At 40.3% G+C, this 24348-nt stretch carries 17 protein-coding genes, 1 tRNA gene and 1 riboswitch; of the genes, 6 read left to right on the forward strand and 12 right to left on the reverse strand.

The features are described 5' to 3' along the window. Positions 1–168 precede the first annotated feature (168 nt). The 4 genes from E4N74_RS08685 to E4N74_RS08700 all read right to left on the reverse strand — a co-directional run bounded on the left by E4N74_RS08685 (position 169) and on the right by E4N74_RS08700 (position 6388). Entirely contained in the window at positions 169–1008 is an 840-nt protein-coding gene (locus E4N74_RS08685; RefSeq protein WP_255817242.1) for an SH3 domain-containing protein, read from the reverse strand. A gap of 141 nt (positions 1009–1149) precedes the next feature. Continuing rightward, positions 1150–1332 carry a hypothetical protein gene (locus E4N74_RS08690; RefSeq protein ID WP_044977621.1) on the reverse strand — a complete coding sequence of 61 codons (183 nt, stop codon included), beginning with the start codon at positions 1330–1332 and terminating at the stop codon, positions 1150–1152. After that, positions 1329–3080 (reverse strand): ABC transporter ATP-binding protein, encoded by a 1752-nt coding sequence (locus E4N74_RS08695; protein WP_044977622.1) that lies wholly within the window; start codon positions 3078–3080, stop codon positions 1329–1331. Before E4N74_RS08695 ends, E4N74_RS08690 begins: the two co-directional genes overlap by 4 nt. Next, a complete protein-coding gene (locus E4N74_RS08700) occupies positions 3077–6388 on the reverse strand; it encodes an energy-coupling factor transporter ATPase (protein WP_255817243.1) in 3312 nt (1103 codons plus the stop codon). The genes E4N74_RS08695 and E4N74_RS08700 overlap by 4 nt, the downstream gene beginning before the upstream one ends. 245 nt (positions 6389–6633) lie before the next feature. Continuing rightward, a riboswitch (cobalamin riboswitch) is annotated at positions 6634–6827 on the forward strand. 310 nt (positions 6828–7137) lie between these two features. Between E4N74_RS08700 and E4N74_RS08705 the strand changes: the two genes are divergently transcribed. Then, on the forward strand, positions 7138–8379 hold the full coding sequence (locus tag E4N74_RS08705; protein WP_044977624.1) for a Glu/Leu/Phe/Val family dehydrogenase: 1242 nt from the start codon (positions 7138–7140) through the stop codon (positions 8377–8379). A gap of 13 nt (positions 8380–8392) precedes the next feature. On the opposite strand, the gene E4N74_RS08710 is transcribed toward E4N74_RS08705, so the two are convergent. Together E4N74_RS08710 and E4N74_RS08715 are read right to left on the reverse strand one after the other, a co-directional pair. Beyond that, the gene (locus tag E4N74_RS08710; RefSeq protein WP_145475204.1) at positions 8393–9826 is read right to left on the reverse strand and encodes an MGH1-like glycoside hydrolase domain-containing protein; all 1434 of its coding nucleotides are present in this window, start codon (positions 9824–9826) and stop codon (positions 8393–8395) included. A 111-nt stretch (positions 9827–9937) separates the two neighbouring features. Beyond that, positions 9938–11884 carry a hypothetical protein gene (locus E4N74_RS08715; protein ID WP_255822559.1) on the reverse strand — a complete coding sequence of 649 codons (1947 nt, stop codon included), beginning with the start codon at positions 11882–11884 and terminating at the stop codon, positions 9938–9940. A gap of 55 nt (positions 11885–11939) precedes the next feature. On the opposite strand from E4N74_RS08715, the gene E4N74_RS08720 reads away from it, so the two are divergent. The 4 genes from E4N74_RS08720 to rpmB all read left to right on the forward strand — a co-directional run bounded on the left by E4N74_RS08720 (position 11940) and on the right by rpmB (position 14463). Beyond that, the gene (locus tag E4N74_RS08720; protein ID WP_044977626.1) at positions 11940–13373 is read left to right on the forward strand and encodes a tetratricopeptide repeat protein; all 1434 of its coding nucleotides are present in this window, start codon (positions 11940–11942) and stop codon (positions 13371–13373) included. A gap of 7 nt (positions 13374–13380) precedes the next feature. Beyond that, a complete protein-coding gene (locus E4N74_RS08725) occupies positions 13381–14037 on the forward strand; it encodes a 5-formyltetrahydrofolate cyclo-ligase (protein WP_255817245.1) in 657 nt (218 codons plus the stop codon). A 103-nt stretch (positions 14038–14140) separates the two neighbouring features. Continuing rightward, positions 14141–14213 (forward strand) — tRNA-Asn (locus tag E4N74_RS08730). Positions 14214–14271: 58 nt separating this feature from the next. Further along, on the forward strand, positions 14272–14463 hold the full coding sequence (gene rpmB, locus E4N74_RS08735; protein WP_002670427.1) for a 50S ribosomal protein L28: 192 nt from the start codon (positions 14272–14274) through the stop codon (positions 14461–14463). A 115-nt stretch (positions 14464–14578) separates the two neighbouring features. On the opposite strand, the gene E4N74_RS08740 is transcribed toward rpmB, so the two are convergent. From E4N74_RS08740 to E4N74_RS08770, 6 genes are all read right to left on the reverse strand, one after another. After that, positions 14579–15043: a DUF3899 domain-containing protein gene (locus E4N74_RS08740; protein ID WP_255817246.1), complete on the reverse strand. Its 465-nt coding sequence runs from the start codon at positions 15041–15043 to the stop codon at positions 14579–14581. 66 nt (positions 15044–15109) lie between these two features. Continuing rightward, positions 15110–16132 (reverse strand): ABC transporter ATP-binding protein, encoded by a 1023-nt coding sequence (locus E4N74_RS08745; RefSeq protein ID WP_044977628.1) that lies wholly within the window; start codon positions 16130–16132, stop codon positions 15110–15112. Next, positions 16125–18251, reverse strand: a complete 2127-nt coding sequence (locus E4N74_RS12795) for an oligopeptide/dipeptide ABC transporter ATP-binding protein (protein WP_276535539.1) — start codon at positions 18249–18251, stop codon at positions 16125–16127. Before E4N74_RS12795 ends, E4N74_RS08745 begins: the two co-directional genes overlap by 8 nt. Position 18252: 1 nt before the next feature. Then, entirely contained in the window at positions 18253–19791 is a 1539-nt protein-coding gene (locus E4N74_RS08760) for an ABC transporter permease (RefSeq protein ID WP_255817247.1), read from the reverse strand. A gap of 3 nt (positions 19792–19794) precedes the next feature. After that, complete coding sequence (locus tag E4N74_RS08765; protein WP_255805001.1) at positions 19795–20760, reverse strand: ABC transporter permease; 966 nt, start codon at positions 20758–20760, stop codon at positions 19795–19797. Positions 20761–20903: 143 nt separating this feature from the next. Continuing rightward, on the reverse strand, positions 20904–23285 hold the full coding sequence (locus E4N74_RS08770) for an ABC transporter substrate-binding protein (RefSeq protein ID WP_255817248.1): 2382 nt from the start codon (positions 23283–23285) through the stop codon (positions 20904–20906). Between the two features lie 211 nt (positions 23286–23496). Here E4N74_RS08770 and E4N74_RS08775 point away from each other — a divergent pair, with 211 nt between their 5' ends. Continuing rightward, complete coding sequence (locus E4N74_RS08775) at positions 23497–24306, forward strand: class I SAM-dependent methyltransferase (RefSeq protein WP_044977631.1); 810 nt, start codon at positions 23497–23499, stop codon at positions 24304–24306. The last annotated feature ends 42 nt before the right edge of the window (positions 24307–24348 follow it).

The raw sequence follows: 24348 nt of genomic DNA on the forward strand, positions 1-24348 counted from the left end.
TTACCTCCTAGTCTGATTTTTAGGCTATTTATATTTTAATACCCAATGAATGATTTTAACTTGTTTTGTAAGATTTGTCTATAGTCGTTAAGCGGCTTGTCGTTAAGCGGCTATTGAATAGCCCGCATTTCGGTCATAGAGGGTTCGTGTATTTAATAGATGCCCCTTCTATTTATCGGTTTTAATAAAATCTTCTCCGTCCCATAAATATTGTGTAACGGTAATTTCCGGTTCTAAAGGTTTTTCATTTTCCCATTTTGTAACAGTTCTGATGAGCTTTACCCTATCTCCGTTAAATTCAAATTCTTCTTCAGTTTCGGACTCCATATAAAAAAACTCGTTGTGAAGTCCGTCAAAATACCTTAATGAGCCATTCAAAAAATAATAATAACTTTCGCTGCTCCAGCCGATACCGCCGTCGCTGAAACCGCATCTCATAATAAGAAAGCTTACTTTCGGTATCAAATTTTCGCATACTTTTATCGAATAAGAAGCATCTTCTGATACTTCATATTTAGAAAAATTCTCCAGAGGAATAGGTTTAGTACTCGATTTTTTTATAAGTATATGATTTTTATCTACATTATAAAAACTCTCCTTATACTCGGAAACTCCTACACCCTCTTGTTCAGTAATACACAGACATGCAAAAATCTCATCTTCTCCGTCATTATCGATATCTCCCACGGCCTCTTTGCAGGAAATATATCTTCCGCACATATAACCTTCCCCTTTTTCACAAACGATTCTGTACCATGGTGAATAATACCCTTCCTCTAAAATCCAGTCCCAGTCTTTATTACTTTTAAGAATCCTGACCGCATCACCCAAATTCAGTTGAAAAAGTTTTTCTCCGGAAAGGCTCGGTTCGGCTCGAACATTCACTTTGTTATCAATAACATAATGAATAGAATTTATATCATCATCTGTGATTATGGCAATGTATTTTTGTGCACATAAACCTATCGTGCTCGCGATGAATAGAAAATAAAAGATTAAGTTTTTCATTTTATATTACCTCCAACATATTTATATTAGCATATTTCTATAAATATAGGAAAGTCCCTAAAACTTAAATCTTTTTAGGGTGAGGTGCACATATGATGAGCTTTGTCCATCGGTTTACATTCAGCTTGCTAGCGTTTCCCCTCACCCATTGAGTACCTTATACATAACTATGCCGGCGGCAAGCAAGATCAAACCTGCGATATCTAAGCCCCATAACAGCCAAACGGAAAACATGGCTGAAGGAAGATACAGTCCGCCAAGCAGTAAAAAAATGCTGATGATAATAAGGATAAGGCCGCCTATTTTGTATCCGGTTTTTCTCATATTCTTACCTCTCCTTTTTGCCATGATGCGGAGGCATTATGGGCATCTGTCATGCGGTAATACAGCCCGTGCGCTTTGATAAGTTCTGCATGGGTGCCCTGCTCTTTAAGCTCTCCGTTGTCGATGACAAAAATACGGTCTGCTTCGCGGACGGTTTCCAGCCGGTGAGCAATAACCAGCGTGGTCTTTCCGCGGCATAATTCACTCAAGGCTTTCTGTATTGCCTGCTCGTTATCGGCATCGATACTTGCGGTTGCTTCATCTAAGATGATAAGCGGCGCGTCTTTGAGGATGCTGCGGGCAATGGAGATACGCTGCGCCTCACCGCCTGAAAGAGACGCCCCGCCTTCGCCGATAACGGTGTCGAAGCCGTACGGAAGGCGCATGATAAAGTCATAACACTGCGCTTTTTTTGCCGCTTCGATAATAGCGTCCCTGTCCGCATGGGGCATGCCCATCGCGATGTTGTTTGCAATAGTGTCCTCAAACAGATAGACCCGCTGGAACACCATGCTGATGTGATCCATCAACACCGTCAGCGGAAGCGTTTTGATGTTTTTTCCCCGCAAAAGGATTTCGCCCTTGGACACATCCCAAAAGCGGGCAAGTATATTCATAATCGTGCTTTTTCCGCCGCCGGACTGCCCGACAAAGGCCGCCATCTGCCCTTGTTTGATGCTGAATGACAGGTTGTGCAGCACTTCCTTATCCGCGTAGTCAAAGGACACGTTTTTGAACGTTATTTCCGCATCGGCTGCCGGCGGCAAAGTCTCGGTTCCCGTATCCTCAAGTTCTTTTTCTTTAAAGACTTCGTTCACACGCTCCAGCGCAGCCTTCATGATTGCGAGAATTCCGGTCTTTTGATAAAGCTGTCTAAGAGGCGCAAAAAGGCTGAAAGCAAAAAGCATTCCGCCGATAAATACGGTGCTTGATACGGCGCCCTGCTGAAACAGCCAAATATTTAAGGCAAGCATTGCGGTCATGCCGATGCTGTAAATGATCAGCATCGTCCGCTCCTTGGGGGAATATTCTTCTTCAAAAGAGAGGCTCGCTTCTTTCATACGTGCAAAACTGCCCCTGATATCTTCCGCGCCTTCTCCGGTGAGGTTATAGCTTTTAATAACGCCGAGCCCTTCCGTGTATTCCAAAACGGAACCCGTCAATGCTTCTATGCTTTTTTGACGCAACTGGGAGTTACGGACGGAAAGCTTAATCATCGGCTGAGCGAACAGGATTGCCGTAAGCTCCGTTACAAGAGCGACGGCTCCGAACAGCGGATGCAGCGCAAAGAGAAATCCCGTCAAAATGATCTGCGCCGCGATACTGCCGGTAACCTCCGAAACAGCCGACATTGCCTGTTCTTCGATAAAGACCATATCCGCCGACAGCACGGAACTTATTTTTCCGATATTCCCCGCAGTAAAGTACCCCATCGGTAACCGGCGCAGGTGCCGCCCAAGCTCAAGCCGCTTTTCCGCAAAGACCTTATATCCCGCTCCCGCTTGCAAACGGTCTGCGATGTTTTGGCAGACTGCCTGAACTGCGAGCAAAAGCAGCATAACCGCTGCAGCGTAGATTACCGTTTTAATTTCGGCGTATCCCTTGATGAGCATGTCGATAAGTTTTACGGCGACCATCAGCGGGGCATTCGCCGCAACCGCTTTTAGAAAAGTAAACAAATATGCCAAACGGATTTTCCGGGCGTACTTTCCGGTAAATAAAAGTAACTGATGAACCATTGCAATCATAGAGAGTTTCCTTCCTTTGTCCGTACCGTCCAGTCTGCGGTTTCTTCCGAGATGCGCCAGAGGTTTTGGTATTCAGGGCAGGTTTCAATAAGCTCCTCATGGCGGCCGGAAGCGGCAATGCGTCCGTCGTTAAGCACGATAATGTTATCAGCATTCATAATGGACTGCATTTTATGAGCGATAACGATAAGGGTTTTATCCCGCACGATTTCGCGTATAGCCTGATTCATCTTTTGTTCGTTTTCTGGATCGATAAAGGCGGTCGCCTCATCTAAAATGACAACCGGTGCATCTTTGAGTATTGCCCGTGCAAAGGAAATCCGCTGCCGCTGTCCGCCTGAAAGCTTACCGCCCGCTTCACCCGCGAGCGTTGCGTAGCCGTCCGGCAGTTCACGGATAAAGTCATCCGCTTGGGCTTTTTTTGCGGCGGCAATAACCTCCTCATCGGTGGCTTCCTTTTTCCCGATGCGGATATTGTCGGCAATGCTCTTGTTAAAAAGGAACACGTCTTGAGAAACGTAGGCAATCTGTTCGTTGAGCGCTTCCAAACTCATCTCCCTGATATTCTGCCCGCCGATGAGCACCTCGCCGCCCGAAACATCGTAATAATGCACCAAGAGCTTTGCCGCCGTGCTTTTCCCGCTGCCGCTCGCTCCGACTAAGGCAGTCATCTTCCGCTCTTGCGCCGTAAAGGAAACATCTTTCAGCACTTCCAAATCCTTGTATGCAAACCGGACATTGCGGAATTCGATACCGTGTCCCGTGCCGGAAAACGGCGCAGTTCCCGTTTTCAGTTCGGGGTAGTCAAAGGTTTTTTCCAAAGCCTGAATTTTATAACTTGCTTGCGGTATGGCGCCGATAAAACTCATACAGCGGAGGAGGAGCGGTGCAATCCCGAAAGAAAGGCAGATTGCCAGAATGTAGCGGGCAAGGCTCAACTGACCGAGTAAGATAAGCAGAGTGCCGAAGGGCAAACTGTATAATAAGATATTTGAAAACAAGCTGCCGTATAATGCCATCCACGGAAATGACACCTTGTACCACGACAGTGCAAAATCGCGGTACGAAGTAACGGAAGAAGCGAACCGCTCGCCGAATTCATCCTGCCGGTTAAACACACGAACAACTTCCATACCGTTTACATATTCGATAATGGTATTGTTCAGCCGTTTTGCAGCGGCAAAGTAACTGCCCATCTGCTCAATCCCGACCCGGTACATCTGCCCCGAAACGCTGATGCCCAGCGCAATGACAACACAGGTCAGCAGAGCAAGCTGCCAGTCGATGACAAGGAGAACTGCAAGTGCAAACATGGCAATGATTAGGTTTGCAATCCCTTCGGGGATCATATGCGCCAAAAGAAGTTCTATCGATTCAATATCATCGGTGAACAGCTTTTTGATTGCCCCGCTGCCCATCTCCCTAACTTTGCCGAGCGGCTTGCGCTCCAAGTTCTCCTGCAAAAAGCGGCGTATGTTTTCCAGCGTGTTGTATGCTGCGCGGTGTGAAAGCTGAAAGCCGTACATGTAAAAAACCGCATACACAATTTGCGCAAGCAAAATACTTGCAAGCATTTTTCCGCTTCCGGCTAACGTCGGAACCGAACCGTTTAAGACCTGCTCAAGGATGTTATATACTAAAAGATACGGAACAATGCTCGCCGCTGCTCCGATTGTCATGCAGAGCGCCGCCTTGTATATTGTGCGGCGATGTGCTCCGGCGTAATGTAAAATCTTAGAAATAGAACTTTGCTTGTCCCGCTTTCGGCTCGTATTTTCATCGCTTGCCTGCAAGAAATATACCGAAACACGCTCAATGCCTGCCTTATTCAAAGGGTAGAAGGCCAAGACCCTGCCGTTTTCGATATGGAGGATGTGCGTGCAGCAGCTCATAATCAATTCGGGATCGTGTGTAATAACGAGCGAAAGGGCGGCGCTTGTCTGCAGCTCGCGTAACAGAAAGCCGAAGCGTTCCATGCCGCGGCGGTCGAGTCCGCTGGTAGGTTCATCAAAGATAAGCACGTCTTTTTTTGCGCAGAGAGCGGAAGCGATCGCCGTCCGCTGTTTTTGCCCGCCCGACAAGGAGGCAGGATGCCTGTCTTTCAGTTCGAGGATGCCGAGCCGCTCCAATACCGATTCGGCATCCGCTGCGGAAGCGCCGGTGTTCATCATCACTTCTTCCAGCACGCTGTCGGCAAAAAGCTGGCGGTTGACATCCTGCATCACCATAAAACTGCGCGTGCTGCGCTCCTCTGCCGTCATATATGCGCCGCCGACTGCAATGCTTCCGTTTGAAGGAATCAGTCCTGCGAGCGCCTGCGCGAAGGTACTTTTGCCCGAACCGTTGTCTCCGATAAGAGCCACAATCGAATGTTCGGGGAGGGCGAGCCTCTCTATGTCGAGCACTCGGGTAGAGCCGTAGCCGCAGGTTAAATCGAGAGCTTCAAGAGCGGGCTTTGAGCCGGGCTGTGATACGGACGGGTTACTGTTTTTTGCAAGTCCTTCTTCCGCTGCGTCCTCACCCTGCGGCGTATTGTTTTTTTTTACAAGCGAAGAGAGGGTCTTCATATCGGTGAGCCGCAAGCCGAGTGCGGTTAAATCGGATTCGCTGAGGGCTTTCATTTCATCCCGTGAAAAAATACGCTCAATCTTTCCGCCTCGCATATAGATAAAGCGGTCAGCCAGATCCATCAGGTAATAGAGCCGGTGCTCCGCAATCACAACGGTCTTTCCCTCCGCTTTTATTTTTATCAACATCCGGTGCAGCCGCTGAATTGCCCTCTTATCCAAATTGGAGGACGGCTCATCCAGCACGAACACTCCGGGATCGGCGGTGTAGCAGGAGGCGCATGCAATTTGCTGCTTTTCTCCTCCGGACAGCTCAAAAATATCCCGATCCATCAAATTGTCAAGCTGCAAATCGCTCTTTGTTTTTTCGAGGCGTTGTTTAATCTGCTCCCGCGGGAGCCCGAGATTTTCGCAGCCGAACACGAGTTCGCCGGTGGTGTCGAGGTTGAAGAATTGACTTTTGGGATTTTGAAAGACGCTTCCGACTAAAGCGGCGGTGTCGGATAATCCTTCCGTATTGATGCATCTGTCACCTATCATCACGGAACCGCTCATATCGCCTTCATAAAAATGAGGGGCAAGCCCGTTTATCAGCCGTGTAAGGGTGGTTTTGCCGCAGCCCGATTCTCCGCATAATACGATGAATTCGCCGTCCTTTATGGTAAGGTCTATTCCGTATACGCCGTCTCCGGTACCGTGTTCTCCTCTGTAGGAAAAAGAAACGTTTTGTAATGTAATCATTATTATTCCTCTATCTTGAGAATTGATATGAGTCAAAACACTCATTAGGCAGCGCGATTCTTTTTGTTAGCATACTGCCGGCATGATCTATAAAATTTTGATAGCTATCGGTCACAAAAAATATCCTCAGGCTAACATTATTGCAAAAATACAGTCGAAAGTCAAGTAAGGGGAAACCATCTTGAAAAAAATAGAAAAAAATAATACCTTGACACATTTTTAATAAAAGTATAAACTCTCATCTAAATAGCGATTTCGGTCTTGGTGCTGCTTTTAATCAAGCAGTGAAAAGGGAATCAGGTGAAAATCCTGAACAGTCCGGCTGACGTAAGTGAGAGAGTTGTTTTTCAAAATGCCACTGGGATTTTTTAATTTCCGGGAAGGCGAAAATCAATGATGACCTCCGAGCCGTAAGACCTGCCAATGACTATGAGGGAAAAATGCAAATTTTGCCCGTGCCGCACTCTGCTTGGACTCATGAGCTGCAGCAAAATTTATCGTGTTAGATTGCTATACCTCAAACTTGCTCCTAGGCTGTTATGAAATTTTGTCAAGTTTTTTTATCATAGCCTAATTACATGTAACGATACCTTAATAATGTTTATTTTGAGGTAAGCTGAATCGGGTTCTCTTTTCATACCGGCCGAAGTCGTTTTTTGTTTAATCTTCCGATTTTTTTCCTAAATAACTTTAAATACCGTGTATTTTAGTGTATAATTCCTTTAAACTATTTTATAAAAGGAAAAATTATGGAAGGCACCTATGTAAAGCTTTTAAAAACAATAACGGAGGCAGCAAAAGCAGCCAATCTCAACGAAGATGATTATATCACCTTACTAAGTCCCGAAAGAGAAATGCATGTTTCTATTCCGGTAAAAATGGATAATGGGAATGTCAAAGTGTTCCAAGGTTTTAGAGTTCAACACTCTACACTCAGAGGTCCTGCAAAAGGAGGCATAAGATTCCATCAAGATGTCAATATCGATGAAGTCCGCTCCCTTGCAGCATGGATGACCTTTAAGTGTGCAGTTGCCGACATTCCATACGGGGGCGGAAAAGGAGGCATCTGTGTAGACCCTTCAAAACTTTCAGAATCAGAGCTTGAAAAACTTACACGAACTTATACAAAACGTATTTCGTCCTTTATTGGGCCCCGAATTGATATCCCTGCCCCGGATGTAGGAACTAACGCAAAAGTCATGTCTTGGATAGCTGACACCTACAGCACCTATGCAGGCGAATATTGCCCTGCCGTAGTTACGGGTAAGCCGATTTCAATCGGCGGGTCTTTAGGACGTGTTGAAGCCACAGGCCGAGGGGTTCTTTTTACGTGCAAAGAGCTTTTAAAAAAACTTAACAAAAATCTGAAAGGGCAAAGCACAGTTATTCAAGGTTTGGGAAATGTCGGAAGTGTTGCGGCAGATCTTTTTTCAAAGGAAGGAGCCAAGGTTATCGCTGTAAGCAGTTCAAGCGGAGCTATATATAACGAAAAAGGCTTAAACATTCAACTTGTAATGGAACATATTAAGAAAGGTCAAAAACTTAATTCTTTTGAAGGCGACTTTAAAAGAATATCCAATGAAGAGCTTTTAGAGCTTAAAACAGATATTTTAATACCGGCAGCCCTCGAAAATCAAATTACCGAAAAAAACGCCCGCAATATTAAGGCTTCCATAATAATTGAAGCAGCAAACGGCCCCGTAACTCCCGAAGCTGATGAAATTCTCAAAAAAAAGAATATAATCTGTGTGCCGGATATCCTCGCCAACTCAGGAGGAGTCATTGTTTCTTATTTTGAATGGGTACAAAATCTACAAGGATTTTACTGGAATGAAGAAGAAGTAAACGGCAGGCTGCATACAAAAACGGTTGAAGCTTTTAAACGGGTATGGGATGAAAAAGAAAATTATAACGTTACCATGAGAAAGGCAGCCTACATAAAGGCCCTAAAGCAGCTTGTGGAAGCACAAAAAGCAAAAGGCATAAGCTAAAAAATTCCGTCTATTAAAGTTTATCTATCAACATTGAACACTTACCCGAAGGAATAGGCAGGGTCTTCTTTTTTTCGTTTAAGATATTTATGGTAAAATAATAAAGTTTTTCACTTTCCATATGTATCTCCCACCCTCTCTGACTCTTTGATGAAAGAATCGTTATAAGGTTTCTTTTAAGGCTCAAATTTTCGATGCCCATTACTTCAAGATTAGGCACCGTCCAATTTACCGTTTTACGCGGAAGACTTATCGAAAGACCGATAACGTTTTCTATCATTAAACTGATTGTAGAAAGCCCCACACTCAAAAGATATTGTTTACGGGGAAAGGCAGGTTTTCCTTTCCATTGAGCAGGGCCTTCTTTAACGGGTGAATAGGCCTCCCACAAAAAACCTTGTTTTTTTGAATTTCCTGCAGGAGAAAGAGTTTCAAGAACATAGTAAAGATGCCTTATAACACACTCTCTTGCTATCTCCCAGCGGTTATATTTTTCCAAACCCTTTACAACAACAAAGTTTAAAATAGGGAAGACACTGCCGCAGGCACCGCTTCCGTTTTCGTCATATTCAGGCTCATCGGCTGCAAGGCTGGGAAAGGGATGATCCCCGCCGAAAGTTTTTGGGTTGGATAGGTGCTCTACCAAAAGAGCGGCCTTATCCTCATTGGGAATTTCGGCAAGCATCGGCCAGAACCCGGCAAGGGTCTTTTTCTTTATCTGATTGCCGTCGGCATCAAGATCATAGTAAAAACCGTCCTCTTCATTCCACATCATCGAATTGATTCTGGTTTTTATTGTAAAATACATTCTTTTGTATTGGAAGTCTATGTCTTTATCATTCAGTATATCGCCTAAGGCCGACATATAAAGGGCATTTATTGCAAGGGCCGAATTAAAATCAGTCAAAAAAACGGATTCTTTTCGAGGGGCATTGGGCATATTGACTGTTTCAAGTGGGCTTTTATATAAGCCGTTATAGGCCTTAAACATTTTGTCGATCCAGTCCATATATTTAATCAAGACGGGCATAATATCTTTTACACGCTTTTTGTTTCCGGTCTTGTGATAAATATTGTACTCTGCCCATGCAAATAGGGGCATACCTAAACCTTCGGGATTATCCCGTTTTAAAACAGGCTCTTTTGTGTCAAAATTATATCTATTGCGTATAGCACCGTTTTCTTCCTGCCTCTCATAAAAAAAGTCAAGGGCGGAATTAGGTGTATAATTTTTATTGGAATAAACAAAGAAAAAAGATGAAAATATAGTTTCATATTGGTTTAAAAAATTACCGTCCGTTTCGGGATAAATAAAAAAGCCCTCGGTACCCTGTTTGCCGTCACCAGTTGAATGCCAAAAATCATGAACCAAAGCCCATGTTCTATCGTAAATGTCCACAAAGTCTTGATCGTAAAAATGAACACGCGGAAAATCTCTTTTATTCACCATAACTCCTTAATTTTTCTAAAACACGTCTTATATTATACCATATTTTTCTAAAAAATGGTAGTTTTTTAACAATATTTATAAAAAAAGTTTTAATTTAGTTTCAAGGTCTTATTGGTTATCGGATTCGGAAGAGTCTTCACTACCCTCAGTAGAATCCGAATTCTCAGCTGAACTGCCGCCTTCAGTGTTTTCCTGAACAGGTTGACCGGAAGGAACAACGGGAGCAGGAGTAGGGGCAGGCGGGCGGCCTAAAAATAAAACTATATCCTCATCATCTTTTTTGTGTTTCATTTTTAGAAAAAGAGTACGGGTTCTTTCATCATAAACGTAGCCTGACGAATTATAAATCTCAAATCTGGAGTCCGTTCTAAAGTCTATTCCATGGATTTGTATTCTATAAAAAGGGCGAATGCCTCTTATAATTAGGTAATGAGTATTATCAGCTTTAGACGAAATCCTAAAACTCAATATTTTTGTGTCATTTTTAAGTACATTTATTTCTCCGGCAGATGTCCAAGCCCAAATACCGGGTTCGGCTTTTAAAGCCAAAGATTCTTCATGGGGATAGCTTGGATTATCACGAATAGCAACCGGATATAGTTTTTCTGCATGGAGAATGACGGCATCATTAGCCATAAGTCCTAACTTCTTTGACTTATCTCCCTGAATATCAAAAGATGCCGGCAAACTCGGAGAGCCTCCTCCAAGTGAAAAGATAGAAGAATACAGAGCCTGCCCTACAGCCTTCCATGTTGTTTTTTCGGGATATGAATTTCCATAACGGATTAAAATTGATGCAGCATTCAAGGTATTTTCCGTGTCAATGGTTTTCTTATCGGAAGAAATATACACCCCCTCATCAATCAAAAGCAAAGAATCTTTTAAAACAGTCTCATATTTTTCGGAATTTTCCATAAACAAATTTTGTCTATTAGGAAAATAAAGACTATAATCCATTGCTGCTTCCAACAAGCCTATAGCAACCCAAGAGCTTAATTCTTCTTCATTCATATTGGAAGCTATTTTTTCCAAAGCAGGAATTAAATTTGCCCGAGAATTATTTATTAAAAACGGAATAACAGAGCCGCTGTAAAATACGGACGGATCAGAGTTTGCTATATCGGATTCAATACCTGATAATCTCCTTCTATGGTATGCTGTAAGGCTTTTTTCGTTTTCTACAAGATTGCCATAAAATGCGGCCGATATATAGCTTCTTTTCTCTTTGGGTAAAAGAGATGCAGGAGCCGATAAAAGAGCTCTTGAATATTCGCCTTTAAAGGCTCTTTCGGCTATATATGCCGTCAAAAGTTCTTCATTATAATTTCTTGACAAAATCACATTAGAAAAATACTCCAAGGCCTTTTCCCGAAATAATTGCTTTGTTTTCCCGTATTCTTCATCACTTGCGATGGGAATGCGGGGAATTGATTCAAATTCCAAACTTTGTGATTGAACATAGGTTTCATAAAAAGCGGTACGCTTTGAACCGGAAAGAATTAGATGGGGCAATTCCGAAGAATCATCGGTATTACCGAACCCGTATCCTCCTCTAAAAACAAAGCGGTCCTTTCCATACCTTAAAAATATCTGCTCATCCTGCCGCTCAAGCCGGGCTGATTGGGTCAATTTCCAAGGGAAATAAACGGTTTCAACCTCGGACGGCATCGAAACGGAAATTTTTACCGTATTAATTGTTTCCGAAATATATGAGGTAAAATCTATCGAAACATCGTTAGAACAAACAACGCTAAAAGAATCTTCGTTTTTTTTATACTCTAAAACCTTTAAGCTAATATTTTTATTATTGCTTGTTTTTGCAATAACAGGGCTCTGATCTGTAATATAAAAATCCAAGCCGTTCGATACTATGTGGAGGGGTAAAAGAGGAGTTCTGTTTCCGGTTTCATCAACTTCATCCCTGCCCGAAACCGTCATAGAGCCTATTGTATAATAAAAGGTCTTTCCGATAGTAAATTGAATAATAAAAATGCCGAAAATTATTAGTATATACAATATAGTTAACGCAATTATCCTACTTGATTTGTGCTTCATAATGTTATAGTGTATATAAACTAAGGAATAATTGCAATACTTTTAAGGAGCTATTATGAAAATAACCAAGCAAATTTGTGTTTATTTTAGTTTTTTGATAGCGGTTTCTATCATTTTTTCTTGTAAAACAACTGAAAAAGCCGTTACCCCCGCTGTAATTGAAGAGCCAAAAAAAACCGAAAAAACGGTAAACAAAAATCCGAGAGAAGAGTTTACTGATAAACTTACTCAACTTTCTCAAAAAGGAGATTTAGACGGAATTTTAAAATTGATAGACACATCGGATTCTGAAGTAACTAATAATTTTAATATACAATATCTAAAATTGTCCATTCTCATCTCGATGAGAAAAACAAAGGAAGCGGAAACCTTAGCTGAAGAACTCTCCAAGTCTTACCCCAATAATACCGATATTCTATATTCTCAAGTTATGATGGCCCAAGCTGAAAACAACCAACAAAAAAAAGATCAATATTTAAAAAAAATACTGGCTATAAATCCAAAAGATTCAAGAGCATTAACAGAGCAGGGCTTGGACTTTTACTCGGCCAAAAGATACAATGATGCAAGAAGAAAATTTATAGAAGCTTATAAGGTTGACCCTAAATGCACGGAAGCCCTCATAGGCCTAGGCCGTATAAACTATCTTGAAGGAAAACTTGACCAATCTGAGGCAAATTTAACGGCTGTCTTGGAGCAAGAACCCAATAACAGCACAGCCCTTGCAGAACTTGCCCGCATAAAATCCGAAACAAATAGAATGTATCAAGCTCTTCAGGATATAAATAAGGCAGCAGAGCTTGAACCTAATAATCCCAGCCATTGGATTGATATAGGCTCTTACAATCTTACAATCGGCCGAAAAGAGGAAGCAAAAAAAGCTTACAGCAGGGTTATAGAGCTGACTCCCGATTCCTACATAGCCTATATCTACCGTGCAGGTATAAACGATGAACTTGGGTATAAGGAAGAGGCTCTTGATGATTACATAAAGGTATGCAATCTTTATCCGCCGTATTATTTTGCACTGGAAGGAGCCGGAATTTTGTTTTGGGAAAAAGGAGACTGGGTAAATGCAGGCACGGCATTTTTAAAAGCCTTGAGCAAGGCACCCGCTTCTTATCAATATGCTCTTTTATATGCGGTAAGTCTATATAAACAAAACAAAAAACTTGATGCAAAAAAATTTATGCAAAACTATCTAAAAAACATAAACAGGACTGAAAAAGAGAATGAGTACTTTTTATGCCGCCTTTTTGTAGATTTTGCAGGCGACACTGAATTAATAAACAGGGCAACGGCAGAAACCGACATGGTAAAAAAGGGCAGACTGTTCTTTTATCTCGGGGAGTTTTACAATTTGACAAAAAAATATGCTCTTGCTGAAAAATGCTATGTTCAAGTGCTTTCAATAGAAAATCCGGCCTTTTTTGAATATCGTTTTGCTAAAAAAGCTATGGATGAATTTAATTCAAACTCAGGAAAATAAGGTAAAAATGCTTAAAGAAGAAAAAACCAAGGTACGAAACCTAATAAAAGAATATTTTAAAAGCCCCGATGGAAAAAAACTTATACAAAAAACAGAAGAACTCCAAACTTCTCAAAACTATTGCAAGGATTTTTTAAATAAAATACCTAAATACAGTGAAGCTAAAACGGTTTTTGCCTATCATCCCATAAAAGAAGAATTTCCTACCTTAGGACTTTTAAAACAAGCATATTCAGATAAAAAGACTATAGCCCTCCCCCTTGTCTCGGATAATGACCTTATATTCAAAAAAATGCAATTTAAAGACGGAAAAATAGAACCTGTTCAAGCCGGAATTTTCGGTATCATGGAGCCGCCCGAAAAAGCCTTTAACCTTTTTCCTCAAACAGAAGAAGAAAAAGCTCTGCATCCTTTGGAGCTGCCCCTTTTGATTTTAGTACCGGGAAGGGCATTTTCAAAAAAGGGGGAAAGAATGGGAAGGGGCGGCGGTTTTTACGATAGATTTTTTGAAAAACTCTTTAAAAGCATAAAAAAAGAAGAAGTTTGTCTTGCAGGGCTTTGTTTTTCGGGGCAAATTTTAGATAAGATTCCAATAGGAGATTTTGACTATCCCGTAGACCTTGTCATAACCGAATCTGATGTTTATTTTAAGCCGTCCAAATAACAATGCTTAAAATAAAATTTGATAAAATAATAAAAAACACGAATTTTCTATTGACATTTTATAAGAAATAGTGTAATATCCTAAAACTTCCGATTGGAAGCATTCCCCTGTAGCTCAGTAGGCAGAGCAAGTGGCTGTTAACCACTGGGTCCGTGGTTCGAACCCGCGCGGGGGAGCTATTCAAAAGAAAGCTGATCTTTAAAGGTCAGCTGATTTTTTAAAGGCAGGTGAGATATGTCAAGAGTATGTGAAATTTGCGGAAAAGGCTCGTTATCCGGAAACTCAGTAAGTAAATCCAAAATTCACACAAAAAGAGTTTGGAAGCCCAATTTAGTAAATGTAAAGACAGAAATCGGCGGCAGAACTCTAACCATTAAAATGTGTTCGCGATGCTTAAAAAGCGACTACGTTACAAAAAAAGTTTAGTTTTCTTAATTTACTCCTTTTTATTTACATTTCGAGCCTGCATAAAAGCGGGCTCGATTTTTTTTATTAAAACCCTTCGCGCGACAAGAATAAGGTTACTATAAAAATATCGGTTTTAGATGTCCATATAAATTAAAACTATAAATGCAAGGACAAAATATATAAGACCTGCTGCTACCCAGCCCCATCTGTTTTTACGCTTTAAGTTCTTTTTATTTTTAAACTTTCCAAAATCGGTAGTTACATGAGCATCTTTTTTCATAGTAACTCCATATTTAATAGTTTCTCCTAATTGTAAAAAGCCGAATAAAATTACATCAAAAAGACCCGACTTATTTATTACAGACAAACCGCCTATTCCGGCTAAAAAAACGGAAGCAATAAAAAGGCCGTCACATAGGTGATGCAAAAAGGAGTGAGAGCTTCCTCGCGAAAAAAAGATAACAACAGCCGCAGTAATCACTGCCCCAACACCAAATGGAGCAAAAAAACTGAATAGTAATCCGGTTTTTTTTTGAGGTACAATCTCCTCAACTTCATTATCGAAAAAATTATTGCCAGTGTCGGATTTATTTTCCATAAATACTACCTTTAAAAAAAGTACGGCAGATTTTAGATCTGCCGTACTAAGGATTAGATTATTTTATCATTTGGGTAATTTTTCATATTCGGCATCATTGCATAAAACCCAATGCTTTTCACGAACTTCTCTAAACTTCGGCTTATCTACGGAATAGTCGTGTGCCAAAGCCGGTACATACACTTCTCTTTTTCTATTCCGTTCGGTATTGGGATCCGGTACGGGAATAGCAGAAAGCAAAGCACGAGTATAAGGGTGAAAAGGATGAGCAAAAAGCTCATCTGAATCTGCGAGCTCAACCATTCTTCCGTAATACATAACTGCAATTCGGTTTGAAAAATATTTTACAACAGCTAGGTCGTGAGCTATAAACAAAATAGTAAGATTCATTTCACGGCGTAAATCATTCATTAGGTTTATAACCTGAGCCTGTACCGAAACGTCCAATGCGCTTATAGGTTCATCGGCAATGATAATTTCGGGATTCATAACAATAGCTCGTGCTATACCGATACGCTGTCTTTGGCCGCCTGAAAATTCGTGAGGATATCTTTCGGCATGCTCTGCAACAAGGCCTACGAGGTTTAAAGTTTCTTTGACTTTTGCATCAATTTTTTTCATGTCCCTCTCGCCGCGAATAATCATTCCTTCACCTATTATTTCCCGAACCGTCATACGCGGATCCAATGAAGAAATAGGATCTTGAAATATCATTTGAATATCGGACAAAGCCTCATTGTAACGCATTTTTTTCATCATCTTTTTATCGACACGAAATTTAGCCTCTAACTCTTCAGCTAATTGCTTGTTGCCTGATGCCCTTGCCTCTTTAATTCTTTCTTTCAAAAAAGGAAGGCCTGAATTAATATGATGGTCCTTATAGTAAATATCTCCGCCGGTAATTTCGTAAAGGCCTATAATCGAACGGCCTATTGTAGTTTTACCGCATCCGGATTCTCCTACAATCCCGAAAACTTCACCCTTATGGACATCAAAGCTCACGTCATCGACAGCTTTAAGGTACTTACCCTCAAGTTTAAAGTATTGCTTTAAATTATTTACTCTCAAAATCAAATCATTATTATTCATTTTGTCCTCCTATTTTCTCTCTCATTCGGCGAATTCGGTCGGTAACAATAAGCGGAGGCTTAATGTCTTTAGGTGCATCAGGATGCAATAACCATGTTGCAGCTTTGTGAGTAGGAGTTATTTCAAACATCGGCGGTTCCTCTTCAAAGTCAATTTCCATTGCATATTTATTGCGTTGAGCAAAAGCATCGCCCTTAGGCGGGAAAATCATATTAGGAGGTACACCCGGAATCGATTCAAGTTTTTCCTTGGTATCCAAATCAGGCATAGAAGACAAAAGAGCCCACGTATAAGGATGAGCGGGTTCATAGAATACTTCATCAACCGAACCGTATTCGACGATTTTACCTGCATACATAACTGCAATTTCATCTGCCATATTTGCAACAACGCCGAGGTCATGAGTAATAAAGATAATTGAAAGGTTTCTTTCCCGCTTTAACTCGTTTATCAATTCAAGAATCTGAGCTTGAATGGTAACATCCAATGCCGTCGTAGGTTCGTCGCAAATCAAAATATCCGGGTTTGAAGCAAGCGCTATTGCTATAACAACTCGCTGCCTCATACCGCCCGAAAATTGGAACGGATATTGCATAAACCTTTGGCGGGCTTGCGGAATACCTACTTCATTCATTAAATCGATAGACCTTGTTTTAGCCAAACTATATTTCATCTTATAGTTCATTTTGGAAGATTCGACAATCATCGCTTCCAATACTTTCTCGGCACGGTCCTTTACATCAAGGTGGGCATTTTTTTCAAGCTTATCTTCAAATGAAGCTTTAAGTTTGATTAAAATATCCCGTATTTTGTCTTCAAGACGGTCAAGGGTTACCCCGGTGGGCAGCCTGAATTTTTTAATTAGATCAGCTTTACGCTTACCTGTCATATTCTCGGCCTTTAAAGACATTTTGTACATAAAGATAGCATTATCAATTGAGCCTTCAAATGTATAGGCAAAGCCGTTTTTTTGTAAGTCCAATTTATCGATAGCATCTTTAACAACAGGTTTTAATTTATTACATGTATCCGAGACTGAATTTACGTCAATTTTGCCTTTAAGAATATTCAAAGTTTCTTGTATTTTTAAAATTGCCGTTTTTTTATCATCGTCAGATCTATTATTGGAATATTCTACCGCCTTGCATACCATAAGTAAAAAATCATTAAGGAATTCTTCATCAAATAATTTTTTTGCCGTATCATTGAGCAGTTTGATATCTTTACTGCTGAATTCCTCTTTACCTTTTTGGAGTGAATAATACCCCAAAGCAACAAAATCAGGCTTATGTCTTTCAAGACCGTTTTGTAAAATGACCTTTAAGGCTCCCAAGGCTGCATCCACTTCAGCCTTATCCGTTTCAGAGGCATTGCTCGCCTTGTACTTACCGGCAACAACCGAAAGGCCTTCAACAGCAGAAACAAAGGCAGGATTATCGGACGGAATCAAAAAAACATTTCCGCAGTTTTTTGAATATTGTACGATCCTGTTTATTTCTTGTGCAACCTCAGAAACAGGTTTATCAATTAATTGAATTTTAGCGCCGTCAATATACGAAATTGTAGTTTCAGCCGTATCATGGGCAATATTATATGCACGCTCAAGTCTACATCCTTCAGAAATATAGCCGGTAAACTTTTTCATCGTTTCTTTTACTTTAGCAGCATCCTCGCCTGCCAGAATCATATTATCTTGCAAAACCTTTGCAAGTTCTTTATAACTCTTTTTTGATTGCTTTCTTTGCGAAACATTATTTGCAAGTATTGCTTCTGTAAGTTGTTTTCCGACACGGACAATAGGATTTAAACTTGACAAAGGATCCTGAAATATCATAGCAATATTGTTTCCGCGGATACTGTGGAAAATTTCTTCGGGTATCTGCAGCAAATCCTTTCCGTCATAATAAATTTCTCCGTCATCAACGGTTGCATTTCCGGCTAAAATACCGAGAATAGCCCTTGCAGTTACGGATTTTCCGGAACCGGATTCTCCTACAATGGCTAAGGTTTTACCTTCTTCAAGATTAAATGAAACATCCCTTACGGCACGTACATAGCCGTTATTTGTCCAAAATGATATTTTTGCATTTCGTACTTCTAATTTTATTTTATTTGCCATATTAATCTTCCACTCCTCTCAATGACGGATTAAATGCATCCCGCAGACCGTTTCCGAATAGGTTAAAAGAAATCATCATTAAAGATATAATTCCTGCCGGAAAAAATAAAATATGAGGATCTGTAGCCAAATATTGTTGACCTGAGCCTAACATTGTTCCTAACGAAGCCATTGTTTTTCCGTGGAAACTGACTATTCCCAAAAATGAAAGGGTCGATTCGGATAAAATAACATAAGGAATAATTAGCGCAGCACTTGTAATAATCGTCCCTATGGCGTTAGGATAAATATGTTTAAACATTAGCCGCTTATCCTTGGCCCCCAGAGTCCTTGCTGCCAAGATATATTCCTGATTCTTAAAGCGATAAAACTGAGTTCTTACTCTAACGCCAATACCTATCCATCCGGTCAAGATAAAGGCAAACAGAACTCCGGTAAATACCGAAACCTTTCCTGTCTGAACAAGATGGAGTTGAAAAAGGGTAGCAACGATAAGAAATGGCATTCCGCCTAAGATGTCCGTGAGACGCTCCAAAATAAGATCAATCCAGCCTCCGTAAAAACCGGTAATTGAGCCGTAAATTGAACCTATGATAAAGTTAATTATCGAAACAAGGGTTGACAACATTAAGGACAGCCTTACGCCATGAGCTAATCTTACCATAATATCAAAACCTTGTCCGTCCGTACCAAAGGCATTTGCAGGTTCATGGCCGTTTAAATATTGATAGTAATTATAATACAAAATCCTGACCCCGATCATAGTTTTATCTCTGGGCACAGTGTAAAGCACATTGCCGCTTTCATCCCTGAGATAATTATCGGTCAAGCCCTGCTTCTGAATCTGTTCCAGTGACAGTCTTTTACCGGTTGAGTCCACAGGATACTCACGCCCGTCTACTTTATACCAAATGTTTGCATCAGCTTGATCACGCGGAGCAAATTCATTGGCATAATCAATCATAGGGAATAATATCTGTTTTCCTGTTTTTTTCTGCCAGTTTATAATGTCATCATAAGCCTCTTTTGTAAGACTTAAAAAAATAAAACCTACACCTCTGTATGAATCCACTCTTACATATCGATATCTGTTTTTACCGTCTGTAAATTCATCCCCGATCGAAACAATAGGAGAAGAAGCCAAAGCAGCATCCCAGCTTACTTTTTTTATTCCGTCTCCATTTTCCGTTCCGTACCCGATACCGAGAGTATAAAACAGATATTTATCATTATACTTCATCGGTTTTGAGCCGTCCCAAAAGCCTGTTTTATCAAAAATTTGAAGTTTAGGTCTTACCTTTGCATAAACGGCATCTGAGTAAGCCAAATCGTACTTTGAGAAGAAAGGCACTACTATTGCAAATATAACAATTGCTCCAATAATATATGCTGCAGCTACGGAAGCGCTATTTCTTTTAAAACGAAGCCATGCATCCTTAAAATAACCTATAGGTTTTGTTTCAAATTTTGCATCAAAAATTTGCTCATCCCTTTGCACTAATCTGAATTTCTCTTTAGGGATATGTTTTATATTATCCATAATTTATCTCTCCCCTATCCTGATTCTCGGATCCAATAAACCATAGCTAAGGTCAGTAACAACACTTACCACCAATCCGATGGCTGTATAGAACATACCTGTAGCAACAAAAAGGTCATAGTCCAATAAATTAATCGATGTAATATATAATTTACCGATACCGTTAATCGCAAAAATCTTTTCAGTAATAATCGCTCCGCTCATTATACTAAGAACAAAGGCGATAATACCGGGAAGAACCGGAACCATAGCATTTTTTAACGCATGGCGTCTAATAGCCTGTCCCCGTGTAAGCCCCTTTGTTCTTGCTAAAAGCATATATTCACTGGTAAGGGCTTCGGTAAGCTCTGCTCGAACTGAACGGGTAAAACCTGCAATAGCACCGAATGAAAGTGAAAGAATCGGTAAAATCATCGAGTGGAACATCTTAAATGTCCACCATGAACCACCTGCATCGTATAAAGATGAAACAATTACAGGGAAAAGACCTAACTTATAACCTAAACCGTATTGTAAAAGAAATGCGTAAACAAAGGACGGAACGGATATAAATAACATTACAATTATAGATATAAAATGATCAATCCACTTATTTTTATAAATAGCGGCAATAATACCGAATAATATTCCAAGCGGGATCGAAATAATTGTCGAATATAAGTTTAATATGATGGTAGGAGGCAATTTACTTATAATAACTTCTTGTGCAGGTTTAAGATAATCTACCTTCCACGAAGTTCCCCAATCTCCTGTCGTTATAATATTTTTTAAAAAAATTCCATACTGCTGCATTATCGGTTTATCATAACCTAATGCACTTCTTCTAGCTTTTTCCAACTCAGCTTCAGCCCCCATCATAGGTAATTCAGGCTGCAGCATTTTTATAAGCACAAAATTTATGGTCATAATGATACAAAAGGTTATGATACCAAGCCATAACCTTTTTAACACATACCTAAATGTTTTCATAACGAACTCCTCTAGTCGAAAACTAATACACTAAATCTACACCGTTTTAAAATTCAAGAAATACACCGCAGCAAGTTTATACAAACACAATCTGCGGTGTATTTGATGTAAATTAAGCCAACTAAATTTTAGCTATATTCGGTTTACTCGTAATTGAGTTGTCCTTGGTTCTTTTTAACATATTCGTCCCATTCAGCATCAGTATAGTTAAACTTCAATAATTTCATACCGCCGTAACCATACATGATATTGTAGACGTCTGTGTAATAGTCTATCTTATGTGAAACCAAGACCGCCGAAGTATATGTTCCTAAAGGAATACACTGATATGCACTGAGAATACCGTTTTCCAAGGCTGCAAGTATTTGCATTTTTTCGGTTGCATCAGCATCTGCATAATCACCGCTTCCGTTCATAGAAGCCGACCACTGCTCAAAGGTTCTTTCTTCTTCTACAGTAGTACCGTCAACCTTGTTAATCTTAATCTTAAGCTTCTCAATAGACGGATTCCAGCCGTTTGATTCGTGAATCTTAGATAAACCTCCCATGTAGGTAGGATTAGCATAGACCTGAATAGTCTTAAACGGATAGAAAGCTGCGCCGCCCCATGCTCCGCGGATAGCCATATTTTTTCCTGCAGCAACATTGTCGTAGCGTTTGGGGTCGCCGGATTCGTATTTAATTTGAACTTTTCCCTCAAAAGGAGTTCCCTTTGTTCCTTCATTAACGAATTCCTGCATTAAGTCCTGCTGTTTGATATGTTGAGGAGTAAGATCTGTAGGACTTGCCATTATTTCGATAGGAACAATTTCACCCGGTTTATAAACCTTATCTGCAACAGCCTGTTCATAAGCAGCTGTAAACAGCTTTCTAGCTGTTTCGATGTCACGGCCAGTAATTTTTGCATACTGTGCATCCACATTTTCTTTAGTAACTTCAATGCCGTATAAGTCGCATATTGCTTTTTTTGCATAGAATGTATCACGATAAATCGAATTGGGATCATTGGCCATATCGTAATAATACAGTCTATTTAACAAGAAGTACGCAGGTTTAAATCCTGAAGTAGCTTCTCTACAATACTTTTCCCTGTCTATACTGAGAGAAAGAGCTTTTCTAAAGTCTTTATAGCGCAAAACAATTCGTTTACCGCTGCCCTTTTCCTTATCTCTTGCATTTAAAGCTTCGTCACTTGTAGCAAAAATATAGCGGTCGGTATAAGTTTCATCTGCATAGTACAGCCTGTCGCTTTTCTTGTATTTTTCAAGATCATCAGAGTTCAAAGAAAATTCATCAAGTAAACCCTGACCGAAACGCTGAAGCTGTGTAGAATGGTCTTCGATAATATCGATTATTACTGCATCCGCTTGATATTGACCTTCATGCCTGCCGTCATGGTAACCGCCCCAGTAGGGATTTCTTACCAATCTAATCTGCTTGCCCTTTTCATAACTTTCAATCTTATAAGGACCGTATGAAACGGTAGTGCTCATATCGGTTCCGTAAGAAGTTGCCTTAAGTTTTTCGACCGTTTTAAAATTCTTTTCATAGGTTTCTTTATGAACCAGCCATGTGCTTCCAAAGGCATTTAACATATAAAACATTTGAATAGGATCGGCCGTAATAAAAAGAAACTGATATTCGCCTGTTTTTACAAGACCGACATCTTCCCAAGGAGTTTCAGGATACAGCTCGCCGGTGTTGTAAACACAAAATTCTTTCCAAGCATCGGGATTATCATCTCCAAAAGCTTTTGCAATAACAAGAATTTCAGCTTTAGACTGGTCATTTATTTCAAAATATTTAGTATCCTTGTATTTTTCAAAAATGTCTGCGCCGTTTACCATAAAGTTAGCCTTATATTTGGCATTGTTATAATAAGATTCTGCAGCACCTCCGAAAAACGTAATAGGATCGGTAAAGCTGAACACAAGCTTTGCATCTGCGGGAGCATCATTAGTCCAAGCTTTGTAAACCGGCTTACCGGCCAAATCGTTTGCCAGATATTCTTTAGCCTTATAAATAGCCGAAGTTCCTGTACAATAATCGTTAGATCGGTAGTTTTTCATTTCAGGGCTCAAGCACATCTGCATTGAATAAATGTAGTCATCAGCTTTGATGGGCTCACCTGTTTCCCACTTCATTTCGGGATTCAAGTCAACTTGAAATACACGACCGCTCGTCGCATCGGCAGGAATATCGTATTTTGCTTTGTTTGCAAAAGAAGCCGTAATGTCTTTTACATCATTAGCGGCATCAAATTCCCACTTCCATTTTCCGGGCTCATCTACAGTTGCATCGGCAATAGGTGTTGTCAGGTAAGTCATAAAATTCCTATCGCTGCTTACCTCCCAAGCATGGGGGTTCCAGTTAAGAGGCCCCGCACTCCATACATCTCGATAAGTGTACTCAACTTTTCCAAGATCCTTTTTTGACTTCTTACTACCGCCGCATCCGGCTAAAATACTAAGAGCCATCGCTGTAGTCAGCAATACAGCAAAGAGTTTAAAAAAATTTCGCTTCATCTCTTTCCTCCATATATTTTTTTCTGAGTTTATTAAAGTACCAACTCAATCATTTGACTGCAATAGTAACATACTACTACTTAATAAGTCAATAGCCCGCATTGCTGATTTGATTTTATTTATAATAAAACCATAAAAACACTTAAGTTTTCACCTATTGACTTAAACCCCGATTTAACCTGTATATTTATTATATCAGGAGGAAGTACCTATGAATGAATTTAACGGCGTCACCGATACCATGCTCATACCTATGGCAGCGAGGATTTATGTTTCCAAGCGCTTTCCCGAATATTTTTATGATGAAACGGCTTTATCGCTGGAAGACAAAATTCCGGAGGATGCGCTTGAAAGGATTTGGAAATCATCTTCCGAATATACGATGCTGGCTTCTGTCGCCCGCTATTACAATTTTGACGGGATGATCAAAGATTTCCTTGCAAAATATAAAAGATGCAATATCATCAATCTGGGAGCGGGACTGGAAACAGCTATCTTTCGGCTTCAAACGGACAACGCAATCTTTTACGAAATTGATTTACCCGAAGTAATCGAGCAGCGCAAAAATATTTTAAGCGCAAAAGAAAACGAAAGGCTTATCGGTGCCGATCTTTTTACTTTAGAATGGGCGGAGCACATTGATACCTCCATTCCGTCTTTACTGATTGTTTCCGGAGTTTTTCAATATTTCCGTGAAGAAAAAATTGTACGGTTCTTGTCGGATGTAAAAAAGCGTTTTTCTAAAGGAGAACTTATTTTTGATGCAACAAATGAAATAGGTATAAAATATGCGAATAAGTATGTGCAAAAAACAGGCAATACTTCGGCACAGATGTACTTTTACGTAAACGACGGTTTAGCCTTTGCAAAAAACATAGGTATGGAGCTCGTAGAACAGCGCACCTTTTATACCGCTGCACGGAAAATGCTGAAGCGTAAACTTAAGCTGTATACACGAATTGCAATGAAAGTATGCGATGACGGAGGAAGAACGATTATCTTGCACTTAAAACTAAATTAAACCGGCAAGGATCTAATTCTAAAACATAAACCCCGAAAAGCT

The organism is Treponema putidum, from assembly GCF_024401155.1.
Classification (GTDB): Bacteria; Spirochaetota; Spirochaetia; order Treponematales; family Treponemataceae; genus Treponema_B; species Treponema_B putidum.

Excerpts from the sequence above, each read along its gene's own strand:
- E4N74_RS08705 (WP_044977624.1), top strand. The coding sequence starts at position 7,138 with ATGGAAGGCACCTATGTAAAGCTTTTAAAAACAATAACGGAGGCAGCA.
- E4N74_RS08700 (WP_255817243.1), bottom strand. The coding sequence starts at position 6,388 with ATGATTACATTACAAAACGTTTCTTTTTCCTACAGAGGAGAACACGGT.
- E4N74_RS08695 (WP_044977622.1), bottom strand. The coding sequence starts at position 3,080 with ATGATTGCAATGGTTCATCAGTTACTTTTATTTACCGGAAAGTACGCC.
- E4N74_RS08690 (WP_044977621.1), bottom strand. The coding sequence starts at position 1,332 with ATGAGAAAAACCGGATACAAAATAGGCGGCCTTATCCTTATTATCATC.
- rpmB (WP_002670427.1), top strand. The coding sequence starts at position 14,272 with ATGTCAAGAGTATGTGAAATTTGCGGAAAAGGCTCGTTATCCGGAAAC.
- E4N74_RS08685 (WP_255817242.1), bottom strand. The coding sequence starts at position 1,008 with ATGAAAAACTTAATCTTTTATTTTCTATTCATCGCGAGCACGATAGGT.
- E4N74_RS08725 (WP_255817245.1), top strand. The coding sequence starts at position 13,381 with ATGCTTAAAGAAGAAAAAACCAAGGTACGAAACCTAATAAAAGAATAT.
- E4N74_RS08760 (WP_255817247.1), bottom strand. The coding sequence starts at position 19,791 with ATGGATAATATAAAACATATCCCTAAAGAGAAATTCAGATTAGTGCAA.
- E4N74_RS08720 (WP_044977626.1), top strand. The coding sequence starts at position 11,940 with ATGAAAATAACCAAGCAAATTTGTGTTTATTTTAGTTTTTTGATAGCG.
- E4N74_RS08715 (WP_255822559.1), bottom strand. The coding sequence starts at position 11,884 with ATGAAGCACAAATCAAGTAGGATAATTGCGTTAACTATATTGTATATA.
- E4N74_RS08745 (WP_044977628.1), bottom strand. The coding sequence starts at position 16,132 with ATGAATAATAATGATTTGATTTTGAGAGTAAATAATTTAAAGCAATAC.
- E4N74_RS08775 (WP_044977631.1), top strand. The coding sequence starts at position 23,497 with ATGAATGAATTTAACGGCGTCACCGATACCATGCTCATACCTATGGCA.
- E4N74_RS08740 (WP_255817246.1), bottom strand. The coding sequence starts at position 15,043 with ATGGAAAATAAATCCGACACTGGCAATAATTTTTTCGATAATGAAGTT.
- E4N74_RS12795 (WP_276535539.1), bottom strand. The coding sequence starts at position 18,251 with ATGGCAAATAAAATAAAATTAGAAGTACGAAATGCAAAAATATCATTT.
- E4N74_RS08770 (WP_255817248.1), bottom strand. The coding sequence starts at position 23,285 with ATGAAGCGAAATTTTTTTAAACTCTTTGCTGTATTGCTGACTACAGCG.
- E4N74_RS08765 (WP_255805001.1), bottom strand. The coding sequence starts at position 20,760 with ATGAAAACATTTAGGTATGTGTTAAAAAGGTTATGGCTTGGTATCATA.